This window comes from Bacillus sp. USDA818B3_A (assembly GCF_009928415.1).
Lineage (GTDB): Bacteria > Bacillota > Bacilli > Bacillales > Cytobacillaceae > Neobacillus.
In genome coordinates, this window is sequence record NZ_JAABNN010000001.1 from 179,388 (window position 1) to 197,902 (window position 18,515).

Consider the following 18,515-nt stretch of genomic DNA (forward strand, 5'->3'; position numbering starts at 1 on the left):
AAACTCTCTCGAGATACACCTCCGTTCTCTTTATTCCTTATTTAACAGTGATTGGCACCACTTTTTGTCCAATCGCCACAATTAATTCAGGCAGCATTGGGAAACTGAGGGCTGCAGGGTCTTTCATTACGGCAGGAATTGTGGCAGCTAGTGCCTCTTCACTAATATTGTATTGCTTAAAGTCAGATGGCAAGCCAACTTTATGTTGCATCGATCTTATTTTTTCAATGACTTTGGCCAATGATTCTTCTTGTGTATCATCGTTCACATCGACATCCAATGCTTCTGCAAGTTCTATGACTCTTGGTAAGTAAAGCTGTGGTACAAGCTCCATGACAACAGGTAAAAAGACAGCGTTGGCCAGGCCATGCGGGATACGGAACAAGGCACCATAGGCATGCGCCATATTATGAACCGGGATCGCATTAAGCGCAAAGCTAAATGCTGTAATTCCCATTAAACTTGCCTGGAATAAATCCATACGGGCATTCAGATTTCCTCCATCATCCACAACGATCGGAAGATTTTTTTCAATTAAGCGGATAGCATGCAGGGCATAAGCATCGGTTAGACCTGTTGCCGTTGGGGAAGCGAGGGCCTCAATGGCATGTGTTAATGCATCAAAACCTGTAAAGGCTGTAATCAAAGGCGGCAGGCCAACGGTTAACTCTGGATCCAATATCGCCATATCAGCATTTATAAATGGATTAATAATATTTATCTTCATTTGAATGTCTTCATTAAAGATAACCGCAATCGGTGATACTTCCGAGCCTGTCCCAGCGGTGGTCGGGATCGCTATATGTGGGATAGGGATATGGTTTGCTTTTGGAAATTGCTCATATAATAAGCCGCCTGGAATGGCCTCTTTTATATCCGTTAAGCCTTTATGAAGAGCATATTTAACCCCTTTAACGGTATCTAGTACACTTCCGCCGCCAACAGCTAGTAAACTATCTGCACCTACTTCTCTCGCATAACGGACGGCATCATTAATGCAGCGGCTTTCAGCATCCTGAGCAATATCCAAGTATGTTCCAACAAGCTGCGGTCCGGACCCTTGTTCCGTCAATTCAAATATTGAAGCAACTTTAACGACAATCCCGGCTTTTTCCAAACCGCGGTCACTTAAAAGCAGGACCCGTTTGGCGCCTAAACCAGCAAATAAGCTTGGTACCATCGCCCTGGAATTTGAACCGCTATAAATACCTGTACGTAACATAAACTGTGATAGTGTTGTTTTCATCCTCTTCTCACCTCTTCATTCGTTTTGGCCAAACAAAATCCCATACCAGTTTCGTCTTTCCAATTCTGGCGACACGGAGGTATGAACATGCAAGCAGCCGCAAGTACTCGTTGTTAGGTCAGTTAATTTTGTGCGTTTACTTTCTCTTCCTCCTGAAGGGTGCGCCACAGGATTTTTCCGCTTGTTGTCATCGGAAATTGCTTTCTAAACTCCACCTGCCTTGGATATTTATAAGCCGCCATATGCTGTTTGGCCCATTCAATGATTTCTTCCTCACTAACCTTACCTACAAAGCCTTCATTTAAAATAACAAAGGCTTTAACTGTTTCTCCTCTTCTCGAATCAGGTACTCCCACCACACAGGTCTGCTGGATCGCAGGATGTTTATAGAGGTAAGATTCGACCTCCGTTGGCCAAACTTTAAATCCGGAAGCATTGATCATTCGCTTGACCCGGTCGACCATGAAAAAATAACCTTCTTCATCATAACGACCGATATCACCTGTTCTAAAAAACTTCTTCCCGTCAATCTCAATAAATGAGTTTCGATTTTCATCGTCTCGATTATAATATCCGACCATTACCTGTGGACCGTTTACAATAATTTCACCGATTTCTCCAACTCCCAGTTCACTACCAGTAACGGGGTCGATAATTTTGGCATCCACATCAAAGGACGGAATCCCGAGGCATTGCATTTTCGGACGGTCTGGTGGATTGAAATGGGTTTGGGCAATGGTTTCCGATAGTCCGTATCCTTCTACAAAACGTAAGCCTGATAATTGGAATAATTTTTCGCCAACGGCCTCCGGTAGGGCTGCGCCTCCGCCTGAGATCGAAGTTAACGAAGCAATATCTTCCTTCTTCAAATTAGGGTTAGCGAGGAAATCAACAATCATGGTAGCAATTGTGACCCAATGGGTGCAGCCTAAATTTTTGATCATCTCTACAGCCGCATCGCGGTTCCATCTCGTCATAATCACCAATGTACTCCCACTAAAAATCGGCATGTGCATACTGTGAACCATCCCTGTTACATGGAAGAGGGGCAGTGTCATAAGGTGAACGGAATTTGGCGTGGAGGAAGACCAATGATAGGCCCCTACCGTGTTGGCATTCACTGTCCGGTTAGTATGCATGCAGCCCTTTGGAAGACCTGTTGTTCCAGATGTATAGGGCACGCAGGCAATGGTCTCTCCTTTGGATGTGTGTTCTGAAGGGGTTAGCTCTGCGGCAAGGGCCTGATTCCAGAGATAGTGCCCTGACTGGGTAAAATTGAATCTTGGGGCCTCTACTTCTCTGGGAAGCATTCCTTCGAACCCTGATCCGGCATAATCAGAATAGGCAGCAATAACTAAGTGTTCTAATGAAGTTTTACCAAGGAGCGGACCGATTCGGTCGTATAATTCTTGACCTGCCAGCGCGCTCTTAATCTCGCAATCTCTCACATAAAACTCTAATTCGTCTGCCACCAGCATCGGATTAATCGGAACCACAACCGCATTGGCTCTAAGTATGGCATAATAGCCGATTACAAATTGTGGAGAGTTTTGCATGAAGAGTAAAACCTTCTCTCCCGTTTGGACACCTAGCTTATGCTCTAAGTAGCCCGCAAGCGCATTGACCTCTTTATCCAGCTGCTCATAGGTAATTTTATTACCGTAGTAAAAACACGCATCCTGATCCGGATAACGGTTTGCACTAACTTTGAGGTTGTCATAAAGTGATGTGGAAGGTACTTTTAAAGATTTAGAGATTTTTGGCCAAAATGGATAATGAAGTGTTACCATAAGCATCTCTCCTTTTTAGTTTGTAAACGTTATTATTTAAGAGTGATATTCTGTAATCCGCACTTCACATGGCATTCGTTCCGCCATCAACCACTAACACATCACCAGTCACAAAATCCGAAGCCGGAGATGCTAAAAATACCGCTGCCCCCTTCATATCAGTATCCGAGCCAAACTTTCGCAGTGGTGTACCCTCAAGAATGACCTGCCCGCCCGCTTCCAAGAGCCCTTTCGACATCTTCGTTGGGAAAAACCCTGGCGCAATCGCATTTACGTAGATTCCCCTCGGCCCCCATTTCACCGCCAAATCCTTCGTGAACGTGATTACTGCCCCTTTACTGGCGTTATACCCTATCGCATTCATCACCTCAGGATTACTGCCTTTTAAACCTGCAACCGAAGCAATATTAATGATTTTTCCAGACTGCTGTGCAAGCATTATTTTCCCAACTGCCTGCGTCATCAGGAACGTCCCGGTTACATTGATATTCATGACCTTTTGCCAGGCCTCAAGCGGCATCTCCTCCACCGGTGCTCCCCAGGTGGCACCACTGTTATTGACGAGAATATCAATCCGGCCAAACCTTTCGACCGTTCTTTCAACCACATTCCTGACCTCTTCAGGATTGGAAACATCACATTTCAGAGCAAGGCTGTCCACACCGAGCTTTTTTATCTCTTCACTAACTGCCTCACACGCTTCCAACTTACGTGAACAGACCACGACATGCGCACCCGCTTCTGCGAACCCTTCAGCAATTTGCTGGCCAAGTCCTCTACCGCCGCCCGTAACAATCGCCACCTTGCCGGTTAAGTCGAAAAGTTGTTTTACATTCACCCGTTTTTCCCCCATTATCGATATTTTTTCAGCTCATATCTGGCAATTGCCCGCTTATGCACTTCATCTGGACCATCTGCTAAACGCAGTGTACGAATATTCGCCCAGCTGGCGGCAAGCGGTGTATCTTCACTAACCCCGGCCGCACCAAAGGCTTGAATGGCTCGGTCAATAATTTTCAAAGCCATATTCGGAGCAACCACTTTAATCATCGCAATTTCTGCTTTCGCTTCTTTATTACCGACCGTATCCATCATGTAGGCGGCTTTTAAAGTGAGCAATCGGGCCTGTTCAATGTCAATTCTTGCTTCGGCAATCCATTCCTGGATGACACCTTGTTCAGAGAGTCTTTTTCCAAATGCCACCCGACTTTGCACGCGCTTACATAATTCCTCGAGAGCTCGTTCTGCTGCACCGATTGTTCTCATACAATGATGGATTCTTCCCGGTCCAAGTCTCCCTTGGGCAATCGCAAACCCCTTACCTTCTCCCCATAGAATATTTGAAGCGGGGACACGGACATCGTTATATTCAATTTCGGCATGACCATGCGGGGCATGATCATATCCAAACACGGGTAAAATCCTTTTAATTGTTACACCTGGCGTATCTAATGGAACTAGAATCATAGATTGCTGTTCATGCGTTAGTGCCGACGGGTCATTTTTCCCCATAACGATAGCAATTTTACAGCGAGGATCGCCTGCACCTGAGGACCACCATTTTGTTCCGTTAATAACATACTCATCGCCATCACGCACAATACTCGCTTGAACATTCGTCGCATCCGACGAAGCAACATCTGGTTCAGTCATCGAAAAACAGGAACGGATCTCTCCTGCTAAAAGCGGTCTTAGCCATTGTTCTTTTTGTTCCCCGGTCCCATAACGAACAAGAACCTCCATGTTCCCGGTGTCTGGAGCAGCACAATTAAAGACCTCCGGAGCAATGGCCGAACGCCCCATAATTTCACAAAGCGGCGCGTATTCCAGATTTGACAGCCCGGCACCATATTGACTGTCAGGTAAAAATAAATTCCAGAATCCGTGCTGTTTCGCCTTTTCCTTTAATTCCTCCATGACCTTAGGTATTTTTGAAAAAGGGTCGTTTTTATCCAGTTGCTCGTGGTAAAGCTTTTCATTAGGATAAATATATTCATTCATAAACTCTGTCAGCTTTTTCTGAAGCTCTTGTACCTTTTCAGAATAACTAAAGTTCATCTGTTCCCCTCCTTTACATACCAACTAGTCAGTATGCTGATAATCCTATCTTAATGTAAATGAATCGACTCCTCAACACTCAATCTTCCGACAATTTCCCCTAGAACTCCTTAAAGGATCTCAATCATCATGGCCATTCCTTGGCCTCCGCCCACACATAAAGTCGCAATTCCTCTTTTTTGCTGGCGCCGCATTAATTCATAGAGTAATGTAGTTAATATTTTCGCCCCAGATGCTCCTAATGGATGTCCTAATGCGATTGCCCCTCCATTGACATTTACCTTCTCCTTATCAAGTTTCAAGGAACGAATCACAGCTAACGCTTGCGAGGCAAAGGCTTCATTCAGCTCGATCAAATCAATCTCTTCCAGTGAAAATCCGGTCCGTTCGAGCAGCTGCCGAACCGCTGGAACGGGGCCGATGCCCATGATCTCAGGCGATACCCCTGCAACAGCCCAATCTATGATTCTTGCCAGTGGTTTCAATCCTAGTTTTTCAGCTTGGCTTGCAGACGATAGCACAAGGGCTGCAGCGCCATCATTACGCCCGCAAGAATTGCCAGCAGTAACGGTACCATTTTCTTTAAAAACCGGCCGGAGTTTAGTTAGTGCCTCTATGGTTATTTCCGGACGTGAATGCTCATCGGCCTCAATAGTGATAGAACCCTTTTTACCAATAATTTCAACAGGGACAATCTCATGGGCAAATCTTTTCTCTTGAATGGCCTTTGCGGCTCGGTGCTGGCTCTCAAGGGCGAAAATATCTTGATCCGTTCTGGAAATCGAAAATCTTACGGCTACATTTTCAGCTGTCATTCCCATTCCCAGCTCACTTCCGTATATTTCATGCGGCTGCTGGCCTGCTTCCCGATTAGAATCTACAAGTTTTACGGAATCTCCTCCAAACCGAGAGTTTCTTAGATAAATGGGAGCATTACTCATACTCTCTGTTCCGCCCGCAACAACTATGTTTGCGTATTGGGTGAGAATTTGCTGAGCTCCAGAAACGATTGCCTGCAGACTAGAGGCACAGAGGCGGTTAACTGTGTAAGCGGGGACATTTTCAGGGAGCCCTGCCCTTAAAGACGCAACTCTAGCAATATTCGATGATTCGGTTGTTTGCCGGACTTCACCTAAAATCACTTCATCCACCTGTTGCGGTGTGATTCCTGCTCTTTTGATGGCCTCTTTTATAACGATAGAAGCCAGGCAGCCCGAATTGATCGTTTTTAAAGCTCCCCCATACCTTCCCACCGGTGTACGGACAGCGCTCAAAATGACAATATCCTCCATTATCCTCCTCCTCGCTTTTCATTAAAGGCTAATGTCGAGAGTAAACGCGGCTTATCCGAGAGTAATATCTTTTATTCGAGAGTAAGCTCCTGTTATTCGAGAGTAATACATCTTCATCCGTTTATGTAAGGATAAGGATTTTCCATCCTGCTCACTTTTAATAGTAAGAAACCCAGCATGAAAAAGAACTATCTTTTACATACTGGGTAAAAGCCTGATGATTCTTAATATTGATGATAGACCACCGCACCCTTTAAGACTATTTTTCCCTGCTGGTTCACCGCTTGAACGTCAAACCGAAAATCCTGCCCCTCTTTCTCTTTTAACGTCGCCAGGAGGGTCACCACATCATTTAAAAATACCATCCCTTTAAAGCGAATCGAGTAATCTTGGATAAACCCTTCGTCATAAAAGGAAGTAAACAGTTTTGCCAAATTTCCCATTGTCCACATGCCATGGGCAATAATCCCAGGCAAGCCTGCTTTTTTCGCCTCATCATCAATCGTATGGATCGGGTTAAAATCACCGGATGCTCCCGAATATTTAATAAGGTCCATCCGTGAGACAGGTTCAAGCTGGATTTCCGGCAGTGACTCTCCAACGTGTAATTGTGTCAGTATACTCATTTTACCAACACCTTCCTTAACGCTTCGGAAATGACAATCGTTGAAGTCGATCTAAAAATCTCATTCCCTGCCTTATCTTCCCCAAAGCTTTCCAACACTAAAAATCCCATTTGACCAAAGTTCCCTTTCTTCTCGAAGTAATTCTTAACCTTGGAATAACAATAGACCTCTTCTCCTACCACTAATGGCCGTTTGTAAGTAAAGGTTTGTTCACCATGTATGAGTCCCTTAGCCGGCAGATTCAACCCCTCAATTGTTCCATAGTCAAAAATCCGCGGAAAGGTTGGCGGGGCAATATTGTTTTGGTACCTTGAAAGCCGCCCTGTATCTTCATCAAAATAAATCGGATGAAGGTCGCCAATGGCCTCGGCAAATTTTTTGACTGCCCCTCTTTCCACTGCATTTTTCGCTTTATTTGATTTTTTACCGATTTGCTCGTGGAACATGTCTTTCACCTCACCCTTAGCATTTAGGTCCGCCGGCAACATAGATTACCTGGCCATTAACAAATGAAGATCTTTCGTCCGCAAAAAAGGCAACAGCATTAGCAATATCAGCCGGTTTTCCGCTTCTTCCAACTGGAATTTGGGGGACACTTGCCTGAATTAATTGGTCAAAGGTAATTCCAATACGGGCCGCTGTTTCTTTCGTCATCTCTGTCTCAATAAAACCTGGAGCTACCGAGTTAGCAGTGATTCCGTATTTCCCTAACTCAATCGCCAAGGTCTTGGTAAATCCCTGTAAGCCAGCTTTGGCTGCAGCATAATTCGCCTGCCCGCGATTACCAAGTGCAGACGTTGAAGAAATATTAATAATCCTCCCATATTTTTGTTCGACCATATATTTTTGAGCGGCACGAGCGGCATTAAATGACCCTTTTAAGTGCACATCCATAACCGTTTGCCAATCAGAGTCTGTCATTTTAAATAACAAATTATCGCGTATCACTCCTGCGTTATTAACTAAAATATCAATCGATCCAAACGTTTCATAAACCGTTTTTACCGCATTCTCTACTTGATCTGCTTCCACGACATTAGCAACCTTTGCAAAGACCTTATAACCTTTTTCTCTTAATTCACTAGTGGTTTCATTTAATGCTTCTTCATTTAAATCGATTAAGGCAACACTCGCCCCTTCTTCGGCAAAACGCTCAACAATCGCTTTACCAATTCCCCTGCTTCCGCCTGTGACAAATGCCACTCTTCCAGCAAATCTCCCTGCCATTTCTCTTCCTCCAATTTTAAAATAATAGTGGATAACGCTTACATTTTAACTAAACGTATTGCCCCACCTTAACATGGCCTTTAATTAAGTTGCGGGCGATAATCATACGCTGAATTTCATCTGTTCCATCGTAAATCCGCCATAATCTTGCTTCACGGTACCATCTCTCAATTGGAAGTTCTTTTGTATATCCCATCCCGCCATGAATTTGCAAGACGCGGTCAACGACTCTATTACCCATATTGGAGCCGTATAGTTTTGCCATTGAGGCTAAATGACGGTTATCTTCCCCTTGATCTAATGTAAACGCCGCATTTAAAACAAGCCATCTCGCCGCTTCAATTTCAACCGCCGAATCAGCGATTTGCCATTGGATGGCCTGCCTTTCGGCAATCGGTTTGCCAAAGGTAATCCGTTCCTTCGAATAATCAATTGCCATCTGCAAGAGGCGTTCCGCTGCCCCAACAGCTCTTGCACCCACAATCCATCTAGCAAAGCCAATCCACTCAAGTCCCAGATTATATCCCTTGTGCAATTCACCCAGGATATTCTCTTCAGGAACACGGACATTATCAAATACTAACCCGGCTGGACCCCATTCTCCCATTGTATGTATATACTCTGATTTCCAGCCCATCTCACGGTCGGCAATAAAACAAGTTACACCTTCACGCCCTAATGTCGATTGGTGTATTACTTTATCGGTTATCGCAATAACCATAACAAAGTCGGCTTCATTTCCACCGGTAATAAAAGTTTTTTCCCCATTTAAGACCCAGTCTGAGCCGTCTTTAACAGCTGTCATTTTTATATTCCTTGTATCTGATCCTGCCCCTGGTTCTGTCATCGCAAAGCAGGATTTTTTCCCGCCATTTATCGTTGGAATTAAATATTTTTGTTTTTGTTCTTCATTACCATAATAAAGAATATTATCTGCAGAGCCCCCAAATGAAAAAGGAACGAACGTCTTTGAGACTTCCATTAAAACAATCGCCATCATCATCTGGCCTAGGTCAGCTCCGCCATATTCCTCCGGTGTGTTAATCCCCCAGAAACCAGCTTCCTTTGCCTTTAACTGGAGCTCCATCAATTTACCGGAAGGGATACCTGGCCTGCCTTCACGCTCATTTCTTAATACATCGTTTTCGAGTGGAATGAGTTCTTTCTCAACAAATCTTCTAATTGTTTTTTGCACCATTTTTTGCTCATCAGTTAGGCGTAAATGCATGTTTTCACTCCATTCTAAATCTAGAAATCTAGTTCTTTATTCATAAAAGAGTATGCAAAATAGGTTGATTACATACCAACCGGTAGGTATGTTTAATCTAATTTTATTCCGAAATTTCAGATAACACAAGTAGGATCTTACTTTTTTATAAAAAATGTCCTTAGCTTAAAAAAGCTAAGGGCTTACACCTGGCTTACCGCTTTTCTAGCAGCACGCTGACGTATATTGGAAATGGAAATGGAACTAACAAGCCAAGAAATGAGGCCGATTGTTATACTAAGTAACCAATTGCTTGTTTCTTGTAAAGAGAGAAGGACAGCAATGACACATATAATCCCGCCAATCATTCCATAAACCGAACCCTTTGCAATATTGGTTGCTTTCTTTGTCCCGGAGGCAATCCCGACCATAATTACGGCTGTCAGCATAACTGCTGGAAAGGCAGCAAAGATTCCGGCCAGAATCTTCCATGGGGATACCACTGTGATTAGGTAACTTAGAGAAACGGCGGTCCCGCCTAGAATAAAGCGCATGAATAAATCCGATTTTTTCAACTGGCTCACCCTTTCCATTAATGAGAAGTAATCATGACGACAATTGCTGAAACAGCGAACCAGCAGACGAGTGATTGCAGGATTCCTTTTTTCCAGCCGACTTTAGGTAAAAGATAACCTGCCATTAAGGCAACTAGTATGTTGATTGCCATACAAAAAATGGCACCTCGTGATAACATGATGGAATGGGAGATCAGTTGACCACCGTGAAAGTCCAGACCGATGGTCAGTAACGCAGCCAAGTAGACTGCCGGGAAAGCGGAAAAAATACCGCCAATTTTCTCTCCTGACTTCTTAGCTACGATGGTACATGCGACAACTGCCAATCCTCCTAATAAGAATCGGATCAGCAGTGCACTTAGGGATAAATGAGCCATTGTTTTCGCCTCTTTAATGTTCACTTGTTTGGCTTGTGAGCCGTGTCACAAACTAGATTATGTACTCATTTTACCCCAAATTGAACAATAATCTTGTGAACACTTTTTTACTGTTTTTAAAGCGGTTTCAAACAAGGTATTCTCTCATGTATTAGCTTCGGAATCCTGGATTGTTTTTTAAAAAGTTCTGCCAGGCCCCTTTTATGCCCTGCATAATTTCTTCTCTTGTCGCATGGAGTCTTTCCTTTGTTCCACCATATCCAATTTCAATTTCTCCATTTTCTAATTCAGCAAAAATGGTATCAGCAAAGTCATTTAAAGGAGCACCAAAGGTATGGAGGCCTGCCCCACCTAAATCCGTGTTTACGGCTGGAGGAAGAATTTCGACCACTTCAATGTTTGTTTCCGCTAACTGAGTCCTGAGTGAGGTTGTAAACGAATGAAGTGCCGCCTTTGTCGCACTATAAACTGGCACCCAAACACCTGTCATGACCGCTAAACCTGACGTCACATTCACGATTGCGGCACGTTCTTGCTTTTGAAAATGCGGGGTAAACAACATGCTCAAATGGATGGGACCATCCACATTAATGGAAAGTTCATTACGATAATAGTCCCAATTCTCATTCGCATTTAATAGGTTCACCCGTTGTTGGATCCCTGCATTGTTTACGAGTACATTCAGCTTTGGAAATTCTTTAACCGCCCATTCAAATAAGGCAATCCTTTCCTCTTCTTTTGAAACATCGCAAACCTTCGTATGTATGGCAGGATATTTCTCCTTTACTTCTCGTAATTTTTCTTCCCGTCTTCCAACAACAATGACGTCATTGCCGTGGTTTAGAAATCTTTCTGCAAACGCCAAACCAATCCCTGAAGCTCCGCCTGTAATTAAGATGGTATTTCCTGTCATTTTCATACTGAATTCAACCCTTTTTTATTATTTTGCTGCCTATTTTATTTTTGCGTTTCTAAAGTTTTTGATTCATAAAAGATTATTGACTATTTTCGCGCTGATTTACAAATAATATGAATGATATTCTATTGAATATCCGTTTCAAATCCTATGATGAGGTGATGATTGATGAGCTACAGAGATCAGTTAGATTCACAATCGGAGCGTTTTCACTACACTTTTACAAGACCGAAACATACGAAATCACAGGTGAACGGTCAGACAAGAGTGTCGCAAAACCAGATCATCTTAAGGAGCAATGCTAAGGCCCATCACTGGTAAGATGGCCTTAGCAAAAGAAACGAATGAGGGCGTAAGCAGGCAGCCCAAAAAGGACAGACCCTTTTCGATTTCGAAAAGGGTCTGTTCTTTCATACAATTACTTCTTGAAAACATAGAAATGGAAAGATATCATAAAACCTAAATGACATTTACTTAAAATGGAGTGAACTTTCTTATGTACGAAAATTTTGCAATTAGAGATGCAGAAACAAATGACATGCCTAGTATTATTGATATTTACAACTCCACTATTCCCGGCCGGATGGTTACTGCCGATTTAGAACCTGTTTCCGTCGAGAGCAGGATGAGGTGGTTTAACGAACATTCCCCAGCCTTCCGTCCTCTATGGGTCGTCGAAACGAACGGTGAGATTTGTGCCTGGGTCAGCTTCCAGTCGTTTTACGGCAGACCGGCTTATAATGCAACGGCTGAACTAAGCATTTATATTCATCAGGATTATCGCGGAAAAAAGCTAGGAAAATTCCTTATCCAAAGGGCTATTGAAGAATGCCCGAAAATTGGAGTCAAGACCCTGCTTGGATTCATTTTTGGCCATAATGAACCAAGCCTCAAGCTATTCTTGAGCTTTGGCTTTGAAAAATGGGCTCATCTTCCAAAAGTAGCAGAGCTCGACGGGGTCGAAAGAGACTTACTTATTCTTGGGAAAAGACTGTAATTTCCATATTTGAAAACATAGCTTTTCTTATTCCACAAAACAAGTTTTTCAAGTAAGATATAGTAGATATGTTTTGTATTATTCTAGAATAAATTTACTAGAAAGAAATTGGGGATTATATGGATAAAAAAAAGCTAGTCGTACTATATATCATTAGCAGTATCATTTGGATTTACGGAACCAATTTCCTGATTCACAGCTTTGTTCCTTCTCACTTTATCGGTATAATAGACCGCACAAAGGAGATATTTTATATTATTGTTACAGGTGCATTTATTTATTTTTCATATAGTAAGAATCAAGAATTAACTGATACACAAGAAGATCGGAAACGTCTTTCCACCTTGATAAATTCTATGGTTGACTTTGTAAACTTTAAAGATGGCGAAGGCAGATGGATAGAAGCAAATGAATTTGGCCTGCAATTATTCGGGCTTAAAAATGTGGATTATCGTGGAAAAAAGGATTCAGAGCTGGCTGAATTTTCTAAGACTCATGCCGATGCTCTTAGATATTGCGAGATTTCAGATGAAGAAGCGTGGGAAAATGGTGGAATAACCCGTATTGAAGAAGTTCTTCCAATGCCGGATGGTACAAAGAAAACGTTTGACACCATTAAAGTTCCTCTATTCAACTCTGATCAAAGCAGGCAAGGACTAGTGGTCATTGGCCGTGATATTACGGAAAATAAACGAATGGCAAAACAGCTTGCCGAAAGTCAGCAGCAATACAAATCCTTGTTCGAATTTAGTCCGGATATTGTTTACATGCTGGATTTAGATGGAATCATTACTAATTTAAATCCTCATTTTGATGTAATAACTGGTTTTAAACGGCAAGAAGTGATTGGTCAAAACGTTACTACTCTATTACCTAAAAAGTATAAACGTTATGTGTCCGGCTTTATTCACTCCGTTGTCGATGAGGTAAAACCGGTTGTGTATGAAATTAACATTCCACACCGTAATGGTAGTACTATCACCTTGCAGTGTACATCTCTGCCAATCATTGTCGATGGGAAAATTTCCGGGATTATTGGTTATGGCCGTGACATCACTACACTTAGAAAAACGGAGGAGCAGCTGAGAAGAACAGAAAAACTCTCTGTCGTTGGGGAATTATCTGCAAGTGTGGCCCATGAAATACGTAATCCACTAACATCGTTAAAGGGTTTTGTCCAGCTCTTACAAGTTGAAGATGAAAAACATCAATTTTATTATCGGATCATGCATGATGAATTAGACCGCATCAATCACATCGTTGGTGAACTTTTGCTTTTAGCCAAACCCCAGCATATAAAATTTACCACAGCTTCGATTCAAAAGCTTCTTAGTGATGTGATATCTTTATTAAGCACCGAAGCCATTTACTATAATGTGCAAATGGTATCTACTTTTCCGGAAGATGAGCTTTTCATCGACTGTGAACCTAATCAATTAAAACAAGTATTTATTAATGTCATCAAAAATGCGATCGAAGCTTCTGACAAAGCCAGCAGCGTAGAGATTAATCTTTCCACGGATGGTGAAACAGTCACTATCCATGTAAAAGATTATGGATGCGGCATCACCAAGGAACGGTTAGAAAGAATCGGAGAACCTTTTTATTCTTCAAAAGAAAAAGGGACTGGTTTAGGGTTAACAGTTAGTTATCGAATTATCCAAACCCACAATGGGACCCTTCGTTTTGACAGCCAAAAGAATCAGGGTACTTCCGTACAAATTTCACTTCCTTTTAAACAAATGAAAATAAAAAAGTAGCTAACTACTTCCAATGAAAAGACTGCCTTGATTCTTAGCAAGGCAGTCTTTATTAATTCTGAACTTCTTCCTCTTTTTTTGCTGGCACTTCCTTTTTTTCTGTTGCTTTCTTTCGATTTCGAAAAAAAGCAATAATTAATAGCATTGACGGAAGGATAATCTGAAATGGCCAGTGTAAATAAATAGGAACAATCTCTAATCCTTCCTTTATATGCTCCGCATAATTGGATGCAATCGTAATGGAGGAGAATAAAACCACAGCCCCCATCGGGAAGCTAAGTTTACTTTGTTGCTTATAGCCAAAAATATCAGCTGTCCCTGCAACCGCGGCATAAAAAAACAAGGATATCTTAAAAAATCCTCCAATAACCAGATACAACATAAACAAAACATCCAGTCGTTCAATAAAATTAGCCAACTGAATCTTTGAAATAGTGCTCAGCAATGGGAAATTAGCTCGGACAAATATATCAACCCCTAATGCAGCCACATTAATCACCGCTGTTATCGTAATATTTATTCCACTAAGAATCATTCCGCCTAAACAGACCCATTTTGCCTTTTTTGAATCATTTAAGTATGGCAGCAACATAGTAAAAACTACCATTTCTCCGAATGGGAAATTGATCGTTTCCGTTAAAGATGTTTTTAAAACAGGTTTCCAGCCATTTTCCAGGATCGGACGAAGATTTTCAAGGTGGATTAATCCTGAGAATAGAACTAGCGCAAAGCCGGTGAATGCCATCATATAAACAATAATAAAAAACAGTTCACCCACTCTGGCAATGACTTCAAAACCTTTATGGATACCATAAATAATGGTAAAGATCATTAAAGAATTAATCACAATTAATGGGGTAACTGTATAAATGGTCGAGGTTAATAATTCCCCAAAGTCCCTTAGTACCCTTGCTGCACAGTAGAGAAAATAAATAATATACGCCACTCCGATGATCCGGCCTATCCATTTACCCATTATTTTTTGTACATAGCTTGTAAGGGGGAGATCAGGATAGTATTTGTATAAACGATAATAAATAAGAAATACTCCTAGCCCTCCCATAAGACCTATTAAAACAGTAATCCAGGCATCCTGTTTGGCCTGTGCTCCTAACCCAACCAGAATAGCACTTCCCATTTCAAATAAAACAACCAGAACAAACAGTTGGAATGCCTTTATTTTTGCACTTTCCATTCACTCGCCTCCCCCTGACAAAGGGTTATTCTCCAAGTGAGGACCAAAACGGTACGGTTCGAATGCCCTCGCGGCGAACATAAAAATCTACTTCTACATTAACCTTTAATGAAGCAAACTCATTTTCCCAGTTCTTCTCGAGCTTTTTCCATAACTTTGGGTTGGATAAATGAATTCTATCTCCAAACCCGAAAATGTCACATTTTAATTTCTGTATAGCATTAACGGATTCTATAATTTGACGTCTTATTTCTTGTTCGGTCAGCTTATCAATTTTACTGATAATCTCCGGATTGGTTAAATCAATATCGGTGTTGGCCTCAGTTATCCATCCTTCACTATTAATCATGATATTAATCACAGGTTTGTTATTGATAAATTTAGTAGAAACTTTTGTTTTAGAGCGTATAGGTGATACCACCAGCGCCTTTTCCTTTCCTTTCCAATTAATATTTATATCCGTACTTTTCAATTTATTTCGTATCCAAACGATTCCACGGGCTACATCCTTGTCTACCCAGCCGCGCAATTTTGCTCCATGAAATATGGCTAACCCATCTGAAGAAAGAAAGGCATCGGTGGTAGTTTTTTCTAAGTTTTCAGCCTTTCTTGCTTTTGATTTAATACCGACCAACTTGTAGCCATTGACAAATGGCTGTCTCCCTTTACTAACGACTCCTGTAAGGAAATCATCAATGTTGACCGACGCATTTTCTCCCAGCATGGCTTCTGAAGCTTTAATTTGTTTCGTAATTTTATTGACTGGGAGCCTATCAAGAATAGTAATGGTCGTAACAATTTCCTCAGCAGTACTGCCTCTTGCCACAACTAATTCGGTTGTTGTTCGAAATTCCGGATCCCGGTCGAGTGCATCCAAAATATAAAGCATTTCTTTTTTTGCTATCTCTTCACTTACTACAACAATATTTGTGTGTGCATAATACAGACGCCTGGATACCTTTTTAGTCGCATTTCTAGCTGCTTCAGTTATCGTATCACCCGTACTTCGATACACAGCGATTGGCAGTCCTTTCCCCCCTCCTCCTCCGCCTCCTTGACCAGTTGTTACATTCCCGGGATTAACTAATTGGAAGGAAAGCTTAAACCTTTTATCCTTTCCCTTATCAATCCCCATAGCCATAACAAACGCTAAATCGGTCAATTCTTTTTGATTCCAACAGGCACTGAGTAAGGGCAAAAGCATAAATAGAATCATTAAGATAGTTAAGGCTTTTTTCATGACTCATCACCTTTATGACTTTTCCCTTTATCAGGGCTTGGTGGAGCCGGCTTTTGGTTACTTCCAGTCCTCATCATATTTCCTTTACTGATAAATGGAGGTCGATTTTTAAGTGCCCATAGTGGAAAACGAACAATAGTATCTTGTTGATTTTTGATATTAAATGGTGCGATCGGCATCATATATGGAATTCCGAATGAGCGCAGCGAACACAAATGGATCGCCATAAACATCAATCCAAGCATCATTCCGTAAAAACCCAACATGGTTGCTAAGCCCATCAGAACAAAGCGAAGTAACCTGGCAGCGATAGCCATGGCAAATATAGGTGTTGAAAAGTTTGCAATCGCTGTAATAGATACAACAATAACCATAACAGGTGAAACGAACCCGGCTTGAACTGCAGCCTGCCCTATAACCAACGCACCAACAATGGATACCGCCTGTCCAACCGCACGAGGAAGCCTCAACCCCGCCTCTCTTAGGATTTCAAAAGTGATTTCCATTATTAGGGCCTCAATAAAAGCTGGGAATGGAACATTTTCTCTTTGTGCAGCAATCGCGATGGCCATTGTCGTCGGGATCATTTCTTGATGGAACGTTGTTGCGGCGATATAGGTAGCCGGTCCGATAAGAGCGATTAAGAATGCAATAATCCGTAACAGCCGGATACCTGTTGAGATATCAAACCGGGAATAATAATCATCCGGCGCCTGAAAAAACTGGACGAAAATAGCTGGTGCTGTAAGGACAAATGGTGTTCCATCCACAACAATGGCCACTCTTCCTTCGAGTAGCTGGGAGCAGACTACATCTGGCCTTTCCGTATGGAAAGTGGTTGGAAATGTCGTCCAAGATTGGTCTTCGATAAGTTGTTCGATATATCCTGAAGCAATAATACCGTCGATATCAATTCGTTTTAATCTTTTTTTGATTTCCTCGACAATTTTTTCATTCGCAATTCCCTTGATATACATAATCGCAATATCCGTTTGTGTGACGCTTCCTATTTTCATGGAATCGAGTCGAAGATTAGGGCTTTTTATACGCCTTCGTATTAAAGCCGTATTCGTCCGAAGTGTTTCTGTAAACGAATCCTTTGGTCCTCTGATGGACAGCTGTGTCGTTGGCTCCGTGATCGAGCGCTTTTCCCAGCCCTTTGTTTCACCGCTGATTGCTTTGGTATACCCATCGACGAAAATAATCGTATTCCCGGAAAAAATGGAGTCATATATTTGGTTCCAACTATCGATGGTCTGTATGCTTCCTAAAGCAACAGCCTTATCAATTATGTATTGAAAAAGATCCTGTTGTGGAGGGAGACTCTCTTTTTCCATAAATGGTTCTAAAAGAAAATCACTGATCATTTTGCTGTCTGTTAATCCATCTATATATAGAAATGCCACTTTATGTCCACTGACAGTAATTTCGCGAATAACAACATCTCCACTATTACCGGTTTCCCCTTTAATTCTGTCAATGTTTTCTTTACAATCGCGAAGGATTGGTAATTCTTCAGGCTTTAGTGGATCTTGTTTTTGTCTATAATTATCATTCTGTCTTTTCTTTTGTTTGTTCTTCAACATTTGTGACAGGATTGACACGAGCCTCCACCCCCTATTCAAGAATTGTTAATGGGTATTTTCCCCAAAAGACACACGAATATCCAAAGAGACTAGAACATCTTATTCGCAGTATAAGAATGTTTAAAACCATGGATACTAAATATCAACGCAGATTGTAGGTGAAATTAGATGAAAGCCATACTTGTAGTTTTTACTGTTGCTGGCGGAATGTTAACCTTAATTATTCTCATTGATTTTATTATGGGTACAGATCCGAGCACGCTCCTTTGGAAGGCACTAAACCCATTCCGTGTAATGGAGGCAGCTGAATATATAATCATCTTCCTATTTGCCTTAATGTTTAGCCTTAAACTGCTTCAAGCTTTTCTTAAAAAAAGACGACAGAGAAATTCTGAAGCTAATTGACTTCGGAATCCTTTTCAC

19 protein-coding genes are annotated in these 18,515 nt (G+C 41.8%); 4 read left to right on the forward strand and 15 right to left on the reverse strand.

Annotation, left to right across the window (positions count from 1 at the left end; all coding sequences use genetic code 11):
* Positions 1 to 37 precede the first annotated feature (37 nt).
* The 12 genes from GXK58_RS00920 to GXK58_RS00975 all read right to left on the reverse strand — a co-directional run bounded on the left by GXK58_RS00920 (position 38) and on the right by GXK58_RS00975 (position 11,317).
* The gene (locus GXK58_RS00920; protein WP_160718962.1) at positions 38 to 1,246 is read right to left on the reverse strand and encodes an iron-containing alcohol dehydrogenase; all 1,209 of its coding nucleotides are present in this window, start codon (positions 1,244 to 1,246) and stop codon (positions 38 to 40) included.
* Positions 1,247 to 1,368: 122 nt separating this feature from the next.
* Positions 1,369 to 3,036 carry a long-chain fatty acid--CoA ligase gene (locus GXK58_RS00925; RefSeq protein WP_160718964.1) on the reverse strand — a complete coding sequence of 556 codons (1,668 nt, stop codon included), beginning with the start codon at positions 3,034 to 3,036 and terminating at the stop codon, positions 1,369 to 1,371.
* A gap of 64 nt (positions 3,037 to 3,100) precedes the next feature.
* Entirely contained in the window at positions 3,101 to 3,874 is a 774-nt protein-coding gene (locus GXK58_RS00930) for an SDR family oxidoreductase (protein WP_160718966.1), read from the reverse strand.
* Positions 3,875 to 3,888: 14 nt separating this feature from the next.
* Complete coding sequence (locus GXK58_RS00935) at positions 3,889 to 5,094, reverse strand: acyl-CoA dehydrogenase family protein (RefSeq protein ID WP_160718968.1); 1,206 nt, start codon at positions 5,092 to 5,094, stop codon at positions 3,889 to 3,891.
* Between the two features lie 110 nt (positions 5,095 to 5,204).
* Positions 5,205 to 6,386 (reverse strand): thiolase family protein, encoded by a 1,182-nt coding sequence (locus GXK58_RS00940; protein WP_160718970.1) that lies wholly within the window; start codon positions 6,384 to 6,386, stop codon positions 5,205 to 5,207.
* Positions 6,387 to 6,610: 224 nt separating this feature from the next.
* Positions 6,611 to 7,012 (reverse strand): MaoC family dehydratase, encoded by a 402-nt coding sequence (locus GXK58_RS00945; RefSeq protein ID WP_160718972.1) that lies wholly within the window; start codon positions 7,010 to 7,012, stop codon positions 6,611 to 6,613.
* Entirely contained in the window at positions 7,009 to 7,458 is a 450-nt protein-coding gene (locus tag GXK58_RS00950; protein WP_160718974.1) for a MaoC family dehydratase N-terminal domain-containing protein, read from the reverse strand. Before GXK58_RS00950 ends, GXK58_RS00945 begins: the two co-directional genes overlap by 4 nt.
* Before the next feature lie 16 nt (positions 7,459 to 7,474).
* Positions 7,475 to 8,239 (reverse strand): 3-oxoacyl-ACP reductase FabG, encoded by a 765-nt coding sequence (gene fabG / locus GXK58_RS00955; protein ID WP_160718976.1) that lies wholly within the window; start codon positions 8,237 to 8,239, stop codon positions 7,475 to 7,477.
* Between the two features lie 49 nt (positions 8,240 to 8,288).
* Positions 8,289 to 9,467: an acyl-CoA dehydrogenase family protein gene (locus GXK58_RS00960; protein WP_160718978.1), complete on the reverse strand. Its 1,179-nt coding sequence runs from the start codon at positions 9,465 to 9,467 to the stop codon at positions 8,289 to 8,291.
* A 182-nt stretch (positions 9,468 to 9,649) separates the two neighbouring features.
* A complete protein-coding gene (locus GXK58_RS00965) occupies positions 9,650 to 10,021 on the reverse strand; it encodes a DUF3147 family protein (protein ID WP_160718980.1) in 372 nt (123 codons plus the stop codon).
* A 17-nt stretch (positions 10,022 to 10,038) separates the two neighbouring features.
* A complete protein-coding gene (locus tag GXK58_RS00970; RefSeq protein ID WP_160718982.1) occupies positions 10,039 to 10,398 on the reverse strand; it encodes a DUF3147 family protein in 360 nt (119 codons plus the stop codon).
* 151 nt (positions 10,399 to 10,549) lie between these two features.
* On the reverse strand, positions 10,550 to 11,317 hold the full coding sequence (locus GXK58_RS00975; protein ID WP_160718984.1) for an SDR family oxidoreductase: 768 nt from the start codon (positions 11,315 to 11,317) through the stop codon (positions 10,550 to 10,552).
* A 165-nt stretch (positions 11,318 to 11,482) separates the two neighbouring features.
* Between GXK58_RS00975 and GXK58_RS00980 the strand changes: the two genes are divergently transcribed.
* The 3 genes from GXK58_RS00980 to GXK58_RS00990 all read left to right on the forward strand — a co-directional run bounded on the left by GXK58_RS00980 (position 11,483) and on the right by GXK58_RS00990 (position 14,071).
* Positions 11,483 to 11,635: a YpzG family protein gene (locus GXK58_RS00980; protein ID WP_160718986.1), complete on the forward strand. Its 153-nt coding sequence runs from the start codon at positions 11,483 to 11,485 to the stop codon at positions 11,633 to 11,635.
* A 175-nt stretch (positions 11,636 to 11,810) separates the two neighbouring features.
* Positions 11,811 to 12,311 (forward strand): GNAT family N-acetyltransferase, encoded by a 501-nt coding sequence (locus tag GXK58_RS00985; protein WP_160718988.1) that lies wholly within the window; start codon positions 11,811 to 11,813, stop codon positions 12,309 to 12,311.
* A gap of 119 nt (positions 12,312 to 12,430) precedes the next feature.
* Entirely contained in the window at positions 12,431 to 14,071 is a 1,641-nt protein-coding gene (locus tag GXK58_RS00990; protein WP_160718990.1) for a PAS domain S-box protein, read from the forward strand.
* Positions 14,072 to 14,123: 52 nt separating this feature from the next.
* Here GXK58_RS00990 and GXK58_RS00995 read toward each other — a convergent pair whose 3' ends face one another.
* Genes GXK58_RS00995 through GXK58_RS01005 form a run of 3 tightly spaced genes read right to left on the reverse strand, consistent with a single transcriptional unit; the run spans position 14,124 to position 18,092 of the window.
* Entirely contained in the window at positions 14,124 to 15,266 is a 1,143-nt protein-coding gene (locus GXK58_RS00995) for a GerAB/ArcD/ProY family transporter (RefSeq protein WP_160718992.1), read from the reverse strand.
* A gap of 25 nt (positions 15,267 to 15,291) precedes the next feature.
* Positions 15,292 to 16,506: a Ger(x)C family spore germination protein gene (locus GXK58_RS01000; protein WP_160718994.1), complete on the reverse strand. Its 1,215-nt coding sequence runs from the start codon at positions 16,504 to 16,506 to the stop codon at positions 15,292 to 15,294.
* On the reverse strand, positions 16,503 to 18,092 hold the full coding sequence (locus tag GXK58_RS01005) for a spore germination protein (protein WP_160719738.1): 1,590 nt from the start codon (positions 18,090 to 18,092) through the stop codon (positions 16,503 to 16,505). The genes GXK58_RS01000 and GXK58_RS01005 overlap by 4 nt, the downstream gene beginning before the upstream one ends.
* A gap of 168 nt (positions 18,093 to 18,260) precedes the next feature.
* Between GXK58_RS01005 and GXK58_RS01010 the strand changes: the two genes are divergently transcribed.
* Positions 18,261 to 18,497, forward strand: a complete 237-nt coding sequence (locus GXK58_RS01010; RefSeq protein WP_160718996.1) for a hypothetical protein — start codon at positions 18,261 to 18,263, stop codon at positions 18,495 to 18,497.
* Positions 18,498 to 18,515: the final 18 nt, after the last annotated feature.